Below are 13,128 nucleotides of genomic sequence, written 5' to 3' on the forward strand. Positions count from 1 at the left end.
AACACGCTCTAAATCACATTCTACATATCACAAACAACCGGCACCTGGCGTCAGGACACAGTGATTTTTGGGCGCTGAATTACGTTGATGACGAAGATCATTCCTGCATCTTTCCAGTCGTACTGAAATAACCTCGCACAATCAGAATACGTCTTGACGCCACGCCGTTATTAGGTAGACTGACCTACCTAATAACGGCGGTCTAAGAAATAATGTCCAACGATATTGCCACATCATCCAAAACAGCACGTGAGCGGCTTTTAGAAACTGCCGCTATCCTGTTCTATAATGACGGAATTGCAGCGACTGGAATTGATACAATTACCCGACGCGCGGGAGTTGCCAAGCAAAGCCTTTATAACAACTTTTCATCCAAGGCTGATCTCGTAGCCACTTATCTGGAATTGCGTCACAATGAATGGCTGACCCTTTATAATAAGCGACTTGAGAGTAAGACACAGCCTAAAGAAAAGATTTTGGCCGTCTTTAAAGCCTATGAGGATCACGCCGAATTTGCTTATGAGCATGGCTTTCGCGGCTGCGGACTTCTGAATGCAGCAGCAGAATTATCAGCAAGTGATCCCGGTCGCGCAACAGTTCGAAAACACAAAGAACAGATTGAAGATTTTATCGAAGATCATCTTCGCGCACTCCTCACGAATGAAGAGCAGATTAAAATAATGGCCAGGCATCTCTCCTTCATCCTTGAAGGCGCGATTACCCGCGCAGGGCTTGAAGGAAATGGCAGACAAATGCGCGAAGCCCAAGATCTGGTCCTCACAATTCTGAAGAACCTTTAATGCAATCATCAAAAGACTACTTGCTCGGCATTGCAGGCATCATCATTGCTTCAATCGTCTGGGGAACAACTGGCACCGCCGCAACATTTGCGCCCGAAGTGAGTGCTGCAGCAATTGGTGCGGCTGCCATGGGAATTGGCGGACTGCTGCAAGCTTTGCTTGCTTTCAAAGGGATCTCCGCCTCCCGCCACGCTTTGCGTACCCAATGGCGTTGCCTTACGCTGGGCGCTGTTGCTGTCGCGATTTATCCTCTCGCGTTTTATGCATCCATGCGAATGGCTGGAGTAACAATCGGAACGGTCATATCCATCGGTTCGGCACCTTTGCTATCCGCCCTTATTGAATACAAGCTCGACGGTTTTCGTCTTTCCGCCAGATGGATAGTAGGTGCCCTTACTGGTATTCTCGGAATGATACTGCTTAGCCTTGCAGAAAGCGGTACAGCACACGCATCTGCTACAAATAACTCAGCTATGATAGGCATATTATTGGGACTTGTGGCCGGTTTCACCTATGCACTTTATTCTTGGTGCGCGCGGCGGGTTATGCAAAGCGGTATCAGTTCAACAGTCGCTATGGGTACGATTTTTGGTCTTGGTGGATTATTGCTAATGCCAGTTCTGGTAGTCACCGGCGGCGCATTTCTGACATCATGGAACAATGCAGCCGTTGGCATCTATATGGCGATCATTCCAATGTTCATCGGTTATGTCTGCTTTGGCTATGGGCTAAGCCGGGTTCAAGCAAGCACAGCAACAACAATTACTCTTTTCGAACCTGTCGTTGCAGCGTTTTTAGCCGTCATCATTGTAGGAGAGCGTTTGCCTTTACTCGGTTGGTTGGGTGTGGTGCTGGTTGTAGCCTGCTTGGTTATTATTACATTGCCACAGAAAACGAGAAGGCCTGACAATAATGCTATTTTTAGAGGAAATATGCCACAACGGACAAAAAGTTAACAACCAGTTAACGATATAGACTGGCGATCCGTTCCGTTTGAAGTTATGGGCCTCTCGATAAATATCTTATGAGGGGTCTATGTCCTACTTCCCAAATTGGCGTCTTACCAACGACAGCACTGTCCTGCCCGACGAGCGTCTTCCAACCGCAGCAGCAGTTCCGATGGGCATCCAGCATTTGCTGGCTATGTCCGGTTCCACAATCGTTGCGCCACTGCTCATGGGCTTTGACCCAAATGTCGCTGTCTTCTTCTCCGGTATCGGAACACTGTTGTTTTTCCTGATGACCGGCGGGCGTGTTCCAAGCTATCTCGGCTCATCCTTTGCGTTTATCGCAGTGGTTATCGCCGTCACCGGCTATGCTGGTAGTGGTCCTAACCCGAATATCGCACTGGCACTCGGCGGTATTATCGCCTGCGGTGCGCTTTATGCGGTGATCGGTCTGATCGTTATGGCGGTCGGTACAGGTTGGGTAGAAAAGCTCATGCCGCCGGCTGTTACTGGCGCAATCGGGGTGGCAATTGGTCTGAACCTCGCACCTGTGGCTGTCGGCCAGCTTAAAGGTTCCGGCGCGCACATGACCATTGCGCTGCTGACCGTGCTTTGCATGGCGATGATTTCCGCCTATGGATCGCTCGCAATCAAGCGCATCGCCGTATTACTGGCGTTGTTGTTCGGCTATTGTCTCGTGCTGATTTTCGGTAACGGCTTGGGCTTTGTACCCGGCATCAGCTTTGCAGCTGTCGGTGCTGCACCCTGGTTTGGCCTGCCAGCTTTTACGGCACCTGTTTTCACATGGCCTGCAATCACACTGATCGCGCCAGTCGCCATCGTTCTTGTTGCTGAAAATCTCGGCCACATCAAAGCACTTGGCTCAATCACCGGCCAAAACATGGATCGTTATATCGGTCGCGGTTTTCTCGGTGATGGTATCGCCACGATGATCTCAGGTTCCGGCGGCGGTACCGGCGTGACCACCTATGCGGAAAACATTGGCGTCATGGCAATGACGAAAGTTTATTCGACGCTGATCTTTGTGATCGCCGCGATTGTGGCCATTGCACTCGGTATGTCGCCAAAATTCGGTGCAATCCTGCAAACCATTCCAGCGCCGGTTCTGGCCGGTCTTGCCGTATCGGTATTTGGTCTTATTGCTTCAGCAATGGCCCGCATCTGGGTGGTCAATAAGGTCAATTTTGCTGATCCACGCAACCTTTTTACCGTTGGCGTTGCGCTGATTTTCGGTGCCGGTGACTTCACCGTTAACATCGGAAGCTTTGCTCTTGGTGGTATTGGTACGTCAACCTTTGCCGCTCTGATCATGTATCAGCTGCTCAGCATTGGTCGTAAGAGCGACGAGATCCACTAAAAAATGCGTCGCGCAAAACCAATCAAGGTTTTGCGCGACACGCCCCCGCCCGCATCAATAACGTCGTACCTTAATTAGGCCCGACGCGTACCCGACGAAACAATATCGAGATAAACAGCCAGCACCAAAATGCTGCCCTTGATAATCTGCTGCCAAAATGTATCGACGCCCAGCATCGACATGCCATTGTCGAGGCTCGACATAATGAGCGCGCCGACCAGTGCACCAATCACCGAGCCGACACCGCCACGCATTGACGTGCCGCCGATGAAGCATGACGCGATAGCATCAAGTTCGCCACCAAAACCCGCCGATGGCGTACCCGCAGCAAGACGCGCAGTAGTGGTGAGGCCAGCCACAGCTGCCATCAGCCCCATCAGCGCAAACACTGCCATCTTGACGAAGTTCACATTGACACCCGAAAAACGCGTGGCTTCCAGATTGGAACCGACCGCATAAATATGGCGTCCGAAGACTGTCTGCCGTGAAATAATGGTGAAAACACCAAGAATAATGAGCAGCACGAGAACCGGAAATGGAACACCCTGATAGCTGTTCAGAACCAGAATGAAGCCAAGAATCAAGATGCCTGTTCCAACCAGACGCGCAATTTCCATAGCCGGTGAAAGCATTTGCAGATTGTGCTTACGCTTGCTGGCGCGCGTTCGCAAAGTGATCAAAATGAGCACGGCGAACAAGGCCATCGCGCAGACATTGCCAAACCATTCTGGCAGATAGCCCTGCCCGAGATACTTAAAGTCTGACGAGATTGGCGCGATGGTAACGCCGCCCATAATGCCAAGCACGATCCCGCGGAAAACCAGCTGTCCACCAAGCGTGACGATGAAGGAGGGAATACCGAGATAGGCTGTCAGCCAACCGTTAAAGCCACCCAAGATCACGCCTAAAACAAGCACCGTGCTAATCGTAGCCCATAAAGGCCAGCCATAGACAACATCGAGTACAGCCGCTACGCCTCCCAGAAGGCCGAGCAACGCCCCGACAGACAAGTCGATTTCACCCGCCACGATGACGAACACCATAGCTGAAGCCAGCATGCCGGTAATCGCCATTTGACGCAGAAGATTTGAGAAGTTACGCGCCGTCAAAAACTGCGACCGACCCATTTCTGGATCATAAGTCATGACCGCAAAGAATGCCCAGATCAAAGCGACCACGATCAGCAGCGCCACGATCTTATATTCTGATAAAAATTTTCTGAGGCTTTTGCCTGTCAACGTCATGTCATGCACCGGTTAGATTAGTTGCGGTTCAATGTTCAAAAAACTAGGCCGCATTGGTTGCAGGCTTGCCAATTGCAGCGGCAAGAACCCTCTCTTGGGTGAGATTTTCATTCGGGAAGTCACCGCGCAATTTGCCCTCGCCAATGACGAGAACACGATCGCTAATGCCAAGCACTTCTGGCATTTCCGACGACACCATCAAAATTGCCACGCCTTGCTTTGCGAGTGCGAATATCAGCTTGTAGATTTCATACTTCGCACCAACATCGACACCCCGTGTCGGCTCATCAAGGATGAGAACCTTCGGATCGGGCAGCATCATTTTAGAGAGAACTGCCTTCTGCTGATTGCCGCCCGATAGAGAAGCAATCGCCAACATCGGATCAGCCGTCTTCACTTTCAAACGCAGAATTTCGCGCTGGATCGTTGCAAGTTCAGCTTCCTTGTCGATGAGACCACGCAGCGAGAAGCGATCAAGAACAGAAATCGTCATGTTATGACCGACCGGCATGATCGGCAGGATGCCGTCGCGTTTGCGGTCTTCGGGCACCATACAAATGCCCTGCTGCACCGCATCACGCGGCGTGCGGATTTTGATTTCTTTGCCTTCCAGAAAAATCTGCCCCTGATGCACGCCGGGCCAGACGCCAAACAGACTGGAGACAAGTTCAGTGCGTCCGGCACCGACAAGACCTGCGATGCCAAGAATTTCACCGCGCCTTAATTCAAAGGAAACATCATCGACCACTTTGCGGTCGGGGTTTGTAACGCCCCAGCAGCTTACATTGCGGGCTTCAAACACCACCTCGCCAATATCGTGCGGCTCGCGCGGGAAAAGATTTTTCATTTCACGACCGACCATCATCGTGATGATATCTGGTGTCGTGAGTTCTGCCATCGGACGCGTCGCAATATGTGCGCCGTCGCGGATAACGGTCACCGTGTCAGAAATTTCAGCCACTTCATCAAGCTTGTGCGAGATATAGACACAAGCCATGCCCTGCGCTTTGAAATCCTTGATCAGATCAAGCAGAATGCGCGTTTCGGATGAAGTCAGCGCCGAAGTCGGCTCATCCAGAATGAGAAGCTTGGCATTTTTGTTGATTGCTTTCGCAATTTCGATCAGCTGCTGCTTACCACCAGTGTAGTGATAAACGGGCAGCGCGACATTGATGTCGAAAATCTTAAGGCGTGCGAGCAACTCGGTCGCCCGCGCATTCATCTGATCGTAATCGATAAAGCCGCCCGTTGTCGGCTCAGAACCCAAGAAGATGTTTTCGGCGACCGATAAATGCGGCACCATCATCAATTCCTGATGGATAATAACTATGCCAGCTTCTTCCGTATCGCGAATGCCGCTGGCTTTTAGTTCCTTGCCTTCCCAGAAAATCTCGCCAGTCCAGGTGCCATAGGGATAAACACCCGAAAGCACTTTCATAAGCGTCGATTTGCCCGCGCCATTTTCACCGCAAAGGCCGACACATTCTCCCGGACGCACTTTCAGATAAATGCCATCCAACGCCTTTACGCCGTTGAAATCCTTACTGATGTTTCGCATTTCCAAAAGATATTCGGACATAAATTAAAGACCTTGCAGTATTTCGGGCAGCATTTTCACAAAGAAAATTGATCATAGACAACGCTGTCATAGACTGGCCAACCAAGATTTGCTGAAGATCAGACGCCAAAAAGAAAAATGCGCGACGTCTGATCTTCAACTTATTCCAAGTCCAACGAAAAGAAGCTTACTTCCCTTCGATCTGTTCCTTGGTGTAGAAGCCGTCCGTTACGTAGACGTCAACATTGTCCTTGGTCACAGCAGTTGGCGTCAGAAGCAATGTGTCCACTTCCTTCGAACCATTGTCGATCTTGCCATTGAATTCAGGCTTTTCGTCCCGAACCAGCTGCACGGTAAGCTTTGCCGCTTCTTCAGCAATCAGCTTAAGCGGCTTGTAAACAGTCACTGTCTGCGTGCCATCAACCAGACGCTTTACAGCCGCAAGATCGCTATCCTGACCGGAAACTGCTGTTTTGCCTGCAAGACCCTGAGCAGCCAAAGCCTGAATTGCACCACCAGCAGTACCGTCGTTGGAAGCAACAACAGCGTCAATCTTGTTCTGGTTTGCAGTCAGCGCATTTTCCATGATTGAGAGCGCTTCAGTCGGGCTCCATTCCTTGACCCACTGCGAGCCAACAATCTTGACCTTGCCGGAATCGACTGCTTCTTTCAGCGCTTTTTCCTGACCAGCACGAAGAAGCTTCGCGTTGTTGTCGGTTGGCGAACCACCCAGCAGGTAATAATTGCCTTCCGGCTTTTCCTTCAGCACGGCTTCCGCCTGCATGAAACCAACGCGCTCATTATCAAAGGAAATATAAGCATCGATATCGGCATTGAGGATCAGGCGGTCATAGGACAGAACCTTGATTCCAGAAGCCTTTGCATCGGCCACAACAGCGTCAAAAACCTTGGAATTCATAGGTACGATAACGATGGCATCAACGCCCTGCGAGATCAGATTTTCAACCTGCTTGACCTGCTTTTCTTCGTTGCCGTCAGCCGACTGAACGTTGACCTTGGCGCCCAGCTTTTCCGCTGCTGCGATGAAATAATCGCGGTCACGCGCCCAACGCTCTACGCGCAAATCATCGATAGAAAAGCCGATAACCGGATTTTCCGGCGATGCAAATGCTGGTGCAGTCCCCATTGCACCAATGCCCAAAGCTGCGGCAACCAACGCACCTGTCAAAAAATTACGACGTTTCATGCACGTTCCTCCAATCACCACCGACGCCATGTCGGCTGATACAAGACCTCGCCCCGAACGAAACCGCCCCCGGAGTTTGGTACGACAAAGCAGCCTCTATCGAGACCACTCATTTCTTATATCTGGCTGATCCTCCCTGCGGCGCTAAGCGCCTAGATCACTCCAGTCGGCCATACGCATGGTGCACGGCCCCTATCCTCGGCAGCAATTGATACGCGAACAAAAATGAATAGCAAGCATTTTTCTGATTTACGTACCTCATTTTTACTCCTATGTTCCGCAGCGAGGAGTGAGCATGAAACCTACCGTCCATGATATAGCCAGAACTGCGGGCGTCAGTCTCGCCACGGTTGACCGTGTGCTGAACGACCGCCCCGGCGTAAAAGGCAAGACTCGCGACCGTGTGACGGAAGCGATGAATGCGCTTGGCTATGTGCGTGATGTGGGCGCTGCCAATCTCGCTCGCGGCAGGTTGTATCAGTTCGATTTTATTTTGCCGGATAACGAAAATACCTTCATGCTCAGCCTGCGCGCAGAGCTGGATGCTGCTGCCGAGCGCAGTATCGCAGAACGCGTGTTTATCAATCTCATTCTCGTTCCTCCATTTGATGAAGCAGCTCTTGTCAAAGCTTTGGATGCCAGCGCGGAACGCAAACCAGATGGGGTTGCGTTTGTTGCAATCGACACCGACCCGGTGCGCGAGGCCTGCAAAAGACTTTCAGAACAAAGCGTTAACGCAGTCACTCTCATTTCGGACCTTGGCCTGTCATCGCGTGCACATTATGTCGGCATTGACAACGGCGCAGCAGGGCGCACCGCGGCGCGGTTACTGGGTTTGTTTGTAAGCGGAACAGATGGCGCTATTGCTGTCATTGCAGGCTCGCTCAAAGTACGTGATCACCAAGAGCGCTTTGAAGGCTTCAAAAGCGCTATGGAAACGGACTTTTCGGAGCGTTTGATTCTACCTGTACTTGAAGGTTTCGACGAGAGCGCTCAGGTTGAAAAACTGGTCCGCAACCTGCTTGACCAGCGCAGTGACATTGCCGGTATCTATAATCTTGGGGCGGGTAATAGTGGTCTTGTTCAGGCGCTCGACACCCACCCTGGCCCCCGCCCTCTCGTTGTCGCCCATGAGCGCGACGACGTGACTTCACAGGCACTGGAAGAAGGCTTGATCCATGCCGTTTTGGCGCAGGATGCAGGACACGAAATTCGCAGTGCTATCCGTGTTTTGAAAGCGACGGCAGACCGCCTTTCCATCGTGCCCGGACAAGAACACATTCGCATTGAAATCTTTCTTAAAGACAACCTTCCCCAACCCGATTGAGGCATGGGGCATACGACAATTCGACTGGAGCAACTATGTATCTCGGGCTTGATCTAGGAACATCTGGCGTAAAGGCGCTTCTGATTGATGAAAATCAGGCCGTCATCGGTTCGGCCCATGGCGAACTTGACGTCTCGCGCCCGCATCCGGGTTGGAGCGAACAAGATCCCGCGCAATGGATCAAGGCTTGCGAAACCGCCATTGATGGTCTTCGAGCTGCCCATCCAAAAGAATTTGCAGCCGTTGCAGGCATTGGTCTATCCGGCCAGATGCATGGTGCGACGCTGCTTGATGAAAATGATCAGGTCCTGCGCCCATGCATTCTCTGGAATGATACCCGCAGCTATAAGGAAGCTGCCGAGCTCGATGCTGATCCGGCATTCCGTGCCATCACCGGCAACATTGTTTTTCCAGGTTTTACAGCGCCGAAGCTCGTTTGGGTCGCGCGCAACGAGCCGGATATTTTCTCCCGCACCCGCAAAGTGCTTTTGCCAAAGGATTATCTGCGCCTCTGGCTGACCGGCGAATACGTATCCGATATGTCAGATTCGGCAGGTACAAGCTGGCTCGATACGGGTGCACGCAGATGGTCGCAAGAGCTTCTCGCAAAGACAGGGCTCACCGAAAACCATATGCCAGCGCTTGCTGAAGGCAGCGACGCAACCGGAACTTTGCGCTCTGAACTGACGGCGCGCTGGGGACTTTCTACCGCGCCTGTTGTTGCAGGCGGTGCGGGTGATAATGCAGCCTCGGCCTGCGGCATGGGAACAGTGCAACCCGGTCATGCTTTCGTGTCACTCGGCACATCGGGCGTGTTGTTTGCTGCCAATGGCGCTTATCAGCCAAAGCCTGAAAGTGCCGTTCACGCATTCTGCCATGCACTTCCCGGTACATGGCACCAGATGGGTGTAATCCTGTCGGCAGCAAGCGCGCTCGATTGGTTCTCCCGTATCACCGGTACCAGCGCGCATGCGCTTGATGCAGAGCTTGGCAGCACGCTCAATGCCCCGGGAAGCACAACTTTCCTGCCTTATCTTTCGGGCGAGCGCACTCCTTACAACGACGCGAAGATTCGTGGTGCCTTCAGCGGCCTCGACCATGAGACCGATCGCAAAGCGATGACGCAGGCAGTCCTTGAAGGTGTGGCTTTTGCCATCCGCGATAATCTTGTGGCACTGCAATCAGCTGGAACTGAGATCAAGTCGCTGATCGCTGTGGGCGGAGGCTCACGCTCTGCCTATTGGCTCAAATCCATCGCAACAGCACTGAATGTCCCAATTTCACTGCCAGAAGAAGGCGACTTTGGAGCGGCCTTCGGTGCAGCGCGTCTTGGGTTGATTGCTGCAAGCGGCGCTGATCCTTTTGCGATCTGCACACCGCCACGCACAGCCCGCACCATAGAACCAGAACAGGCGCTGCTTTCATCTTATGACGAAGCTTATCAGCGCTACCACGCACTTTATCCCGCGTTGCGCCCTCTCGCTTAAGAGAGCGCGCACTTTATCCATCATCTAAATCGGAGGAATATGATGAGCACCGGATTTTTCGGCGACATCCAGAAAATACGTTACGAAGGACCAGACAGCGACAATCCACTGGCGTTCCGCCATTATAACCCAGACGAAATCGTCATGGGCAAGCGTCTGGAAGATCATTTGCGTTTCGCTGTCGCCTATTGGCATAGCTTTGCATGGGAAGGCGGAGACCCGTTCGGCGGACGCACTTTCGACCGCCCTTGGTACAAGGATGGTCTTGAAGCTGCAAAGCTGAAAGCAGATGTTGCGTTCGAATTCTTCTCGCTTCTCGGCGCACCATTCTATTGCTTCCACGACGCCGACGTGCGCCCGGAAGGCGATAGTTTTGCTGAAAACACAAAAAATCTCGAAGCTATTGTCGATATTTTCGAGAAGAAGCAGGCTGAAACCGGCATCAAGCTTTTGTGGGGAACAGCAAACCTATTCTCGCATCGCCGTTATATGTCGGGTGCTGCGACCAATCCTGATCCGGAAGTGTTTGCATTTGCAGCTGCGACCGTCAAAACCTGCCTTGATGCTACAAAACGTCTTGGTGGAGACAATTACGTGCTTTGGGGCGGTCGTGAAGGTTATGAAACCCTGCTGAACACGGACCTCAGCCGCGAACTCGACAATATGGGCCGCTTCCTCAACCTCGTGGTCGAGTACAAGCATAAGATCGGCTTCAAGGGCACGATCCTGATCGAGCCTAAGCCACAGGAACCAACCAAGCATCAGTACGATTACGATGTTGCAACGGTTTACGGCTTCCTCAAGCGCTATGGTCTTGAGAATGAAGTGAAGCTCAATATCGAACAGGGCCATGCTATTCTTGCCGGCCATTCGTTCGAGCATGAACTGGCACTGGCCCGCAGCCTCGGCATTCTCGGTTCCATCGACATGAACCGTAATGATTATCAGTCTGGCTGGGATACCGATCAGTTCCCGAACAATGTGCCGGAAATGGCATTGGCCTATTATCAGGTTCTGCTTGATGGCGGCTTCAAAAATGGCGGCACCAATTTCGACGCCAAGCTGCGCCGTCAATCGCTTGATCCACAGGATCTGCTGATCGGTCATATCGGCGGTATGGATTGCTGTGCACGTGGCCTCAAGGCTGCGGCTCGCATGGTTGAAGACGGCGCGCTGACCAAGCCATTGGATGAACGCTACGCTGGCTGGTCTGGCGATTTCGGCAAAAAGCTAGCAACTGGCCTTTCGCTGGAACAGATCGCATCCGAAGTCGAAACAAAGGGCATCAACCCGCAGCCAAAATCTGGCCGTCAGGAATATCTGGAAAACGTCGTCAACCGCTACGTTTGATAAGTCTAGTAAAAAACCCCGCTCGCCGAGCGGGGTTTTTGTTTCTAGTTTAATGCAACATCATGCGGCTTTCGACAGGCTCCAAAACGATCAAGCGTCTGATCATAAGCAGATGTTTTAACCGCCATCATGCCCAGTACCGTATGAAATAGATTGTCATGCGATGACGGCTCAGCTGTTGTTTTGCGCAAGCAATCGAGATTTAGCCCCGTATCGGCGGCGTAATCAGGCGAAAACCACGTGATGAAAGGAATATGGGTCTGCTGCGATGGTGCAATAAAATAGGGTGCCGCGTGAAGATATAGACCATCCTCACCGAGCGACTCACCATGATCGGACATATAAATCATCGAAGACGCAAACTTGTCCTGATGTTCTTTCAGGAGATCGATAACTTCAGAAAGAATATGATCCGTGTACAGAATGGAGTTGTCGTACGCGTTTACGATTTCCTCATGTGAGCATTTGGCAAAGTCATTTGAACGGCAGTCTGGCTTAAAGCGCTCATACTCTGCCGGATAGCGGCGATAATAAGCCGGGCCGTGGCTGCCCGTCATGTGTAGAACAATGGTCGCGTTACCGGTCGTTTCGCTAAGCTCTTTCGACAGACTATTAATCAAAATCTGGTCAAGACATTCACCACCTTCGCAATAGCTTTTATCTTGCGCACCCTGCAAATCAATCAGCTTGATGCGTTCGGCAACGCCTTTGCTGCCAGTATTGTTCTCATACCAACTCGTCTGCACGCCTGCATGTTTGAGAACGTCCATCAGATTTTCAGAACCGCGGAATTTGGTGTTGGAATAACCCTCGCGTGTAAAAGGTGAAAACATGCAAGGCACCGAAACAGAGGTTTCCGTGCCGCAACTTGATGTATTGGTGAAGGCTATAACGTCGCGCTTTTTCAATTCAGGATTGGTTTCACGCGCATAGCCATTCAGGCTAAAGTTTTCGGCACGCGCTGTTTCGCCGACCACGACAACAGTCACGAGCTTTTTGCCTGCTGGCAACTGCGTGAGCGTCTGCTTGGCATCCAACCCCAATGGCTCCATTACGATATCGCGGTTTTTATATACGTGCGAAACATATTGAATGGTGCTCGCGATGGGCGTGCTTGGCATTATCTTCTGCATAATATCAGCCCCATGTTCACGGAACATGGAAGCATAGGCCGCATAATTCGTGCCTATTATGACAACAGATGCGATCACACAGCTTAGGATGACGCCTGTATTCACCAGCAACTTAGAGAATATCGGGCGGTGTTTTATGCGCACCCAAGCGATCAACAGCGACGGAACAATGCCAAAGATGACCATATGCCAAAGATAGCTTGAGGTAAGCAGCGCACCCGATTCAGCTTGCGTCGTTGTAAGCGCTGCTTCGACAACATATTTGTCAATAATCGTGCCGAATGTGTCTGTGAAATAGGAACCGCCCGCCGCAACCATCACAAACAAGATCAGCATTGGCTTGATAATATATTTTGCTGAGAACAGCATAAAGAGCGCAATGTGCAGCAACAGCAAGACAACTGCGATGCCAGTCAGCCTCCACGGAGCGTCAGCATAATATGTGCCAATCGCGCGCCAGAAGGAAGTATTTGTAAAAATGAGAACGTAGAGAGCTGTTAAAAAACACAGTGGACCACTGGAGATTATGGGACGAAACTTCTGCATGGCACGCTTTCGAAATTTTTGAACACGCGCGCCTTACAAGAGCAACCAACGACAGAGGTTGGCTTTTCAGGCCCGTTTCCGCCAGACATGAAATCAAGACGGCTTTTTTACGGCGGCAATATCCTCAATTTTTTCAAACCAGCAAGCGCAT

10 protein-coding genes are annotated in these 13,128 nt (G+C 51.5%); 6 read left to right on the forward strand and 4 right to left on the reverse strand.

What is annotated here, in order from left to right; genetic code table 11:
• Positions 1–212: 212 nt before the first annotated feature.
• The 3 genes from J2782_RS17400 (at position 213) to J2782_RS17410 (ending at position 3,125) form a co-directional block, all read left to right on the forward strand.
• A complete protein-coding gene (locus J2782_RS17400; RefSeq protein ID WP_310014866.1) occupies positions 213–800 on the forward strand; it encodes a TetR/AcrR family transcriptional regulator in 588 nt (195 codons plus the stop codon).
• Between the two features lie 20 nt (positions 801–820).
• Positions 821–1,756: a DMT family transporter gene (locus J2782_RS17405; protein ID WP_310014868.1), complete on the forward strand. Its 936-nt coding sequence runs from the start codon at positions 821–823 to the stop codon at positions 1,754–1,756.
• Positions 1,757–1,835: 79 nt separating this feature from the next.
• Entirely contained in the window at positions 1,836–3,125 is a 1,290-nt protein-coding gene (locus J2782_RS17410) for a solute carrier family 23 protein (RefSeq protein ID WP_310014870.1), read from the forward strand.
• A 74-nt stretch (positions 3,126–3,199) separates the two neighbouring features.
• Here J2782_RS17410 and J2782_RS17415 read toward each other — a convergent pair whose 3' ends face one another.
• The 3 genes from J2782_RS17415 to xylF form a co-directional block, all read right to left on the reverse strand.
• Positions 3,200–4,369: a sugar ABC transporter permease gene (locus J2782_RS17415; RefSeq protein ID WP_310014872.1), complete on the reverse strand. Its 1,170-nt coding sequence runs from the start codon at positions 4,367–4,369 to the stop codon at positions 3,200–3,202.
• 43 nt (positions 4,370–4,412) lie between these two features.
• Positions 4,413–5,948: a xylose ABC transporter ATP-binding protein gene (locus tag J2782_RS17420; RefSeq protein ID WP_310014874.1), complete on the reverse strand. Its 1,536-nt coding sequence runs from the start codon at positions 5,946–5,948 to the stop codon at positions 4,413–4,415.
• 166 nt (positions 5,949–6,114) lie between these two features.
• On the reverse strand, positions 6,115–7,134 hold the full coding sequence (gene xylF, locus J2782_RS17425; RefSeq protein WP_310014875.1) for a D-xylose ABC transporter substrate-binding protein: 1,020 nt from the start codon (positions 7,132–7,134) through the stop codon (positions 6,115–6,117).
• Positions 7,135–7,429: 295 nt separating this feature from the next.
• Here xylF and J2782_RS17430 point away from each other — a divergent pair, with 295 nt between their 5' ends.
• The 3 genes from J2782_RS17430 to xylA are packed head-to-tail and all read left to right on the forward strand — an operon-like array spanning position 7,430 to position 11,298.
• Positions 7,430–8,461: a LacI family DNA-binding transcriptional regulator gene (locus tag J2782_RS17430; protein ID WP_310014877.1), complete on the forward strand. Its 1,032-nt coding sequence runs from the start codon at positions 7,430–7,432 to the stop codon at positions 8,459–8,461.
• A 35-nt stretch (positions 8,462–8,496) separates the two neighbouring features.
• Positions 8,497–9,948: a xylulokinase gene (xylB, locus tag J2782_RS17435; protein ID WP_310014878.1), complete on the forward strand. Its 1,452-nt coding sequence runs from the start codon at positions 8,497–8,499 to the stop codon at positions 9,946–9,948.
• 42 nt (positions 9,949–9,990) lie between these two features.
• Complete coding sequence (gene xylA / locus J2782_RS17440; RefSeq protein WP_310014879.1) at positions 9,991–11,298, forward strand: xylose isomerase; 1,308 nt, start codon at positions 9,991–9,993, stop codon at positions 11,296–11,298.
• Between the two features lie 44 nt (positions 11,299–11,342).
• Here xylA and J2782_RS17445 read toward each other — a convergent pair whose 3' ends face one another.
• The gene (locus J2782_RS17445; RefSeq protein ID WP_310014880.1) at positions 11,343–12,977 is read right to left on the reverse strand and encodes a phosphoethanolamine transferase; all 1,635 of its coding nucleotides are present in this window, start codon (positions 12,975–12,977) and stop codon (positions 11,343–11,345) included.
• Positions 12,978–13,128: the final 151 nt, after the last annotated feature.

Source organism: Brucella pseudogrignonensis (assembly GCF_031454375.1).
Classification (GTDB): domain Bacteria; phylum Pseudomonadota; class Alphaproteobacteria; order Rhizobiales; family Rhizobiaceae; genus Brucella; species Brucella pseudogrignonensis_A.

Bases quoted from the DNA above. Each gene is read 5' to 3' on its own strand.
- J2782_RS17400 (WP_310014866.1), top strand. From the start codon at position 213: ATGTCCAACGATATTGCCACATCATCCAAAACAGCACGTGAGCGGCTT.
- J2782_RS17410 (WP_310014870.1), top strand. From the start codon at position 1,836: ATGTCCTACTTCCCAAATTGGCGTCTTACCAACGACAGCACTGTCCTG.
- J2782_RS17415 (WP_310014872.1), bottom strand. From the start codon at position 4,369: ATGACGTTGACAGGCAAAAGCCTCAGAAAATTTTTATCAGAATATAAG.
- J2782_RS17420 (WP_310014874.1), bottom strand. From the start codon at position 5,948: ATGTCCGAATATCTTTTGGAAATGCGAAACATCAGTAAGGATTTCAAC.
- xylF (WP_310014875.1), bottom strand. From the start codon at position 7,134: ATGAAACGTCGTAATTTTTTGACAGGTGCGTTGGTTGCCGCAGCTTTG.
- J2782_RS17430 (WP_310014877.1), top strand. From the start codon at position 7,430: ATGAAACCTACCGTCCATGATATAGCCAGAACTGCGGGCGTCAGTCTC.
- xylB (WP_310014878.1), top strand. From the start codon at position 8,497: ATGTATCTCGGGCTTGATCTAGGAACATCTGGCGTAAAGGCGCTTCTG.
- xylA (WP_310014879.1), top strand. From the start codon at position 9,991: ATGAGCACCGGATTTTTCGGCGACATCCAGAAAATACGTTACGAAGGA.
- J2782_RS17445 (WP_310014880.1), bottom strand. From the start codon at position 12,977: ATGCAGAAGTTTCGTCCCATAATCTCCAGTGGTCCACTGTGTTTTTTA.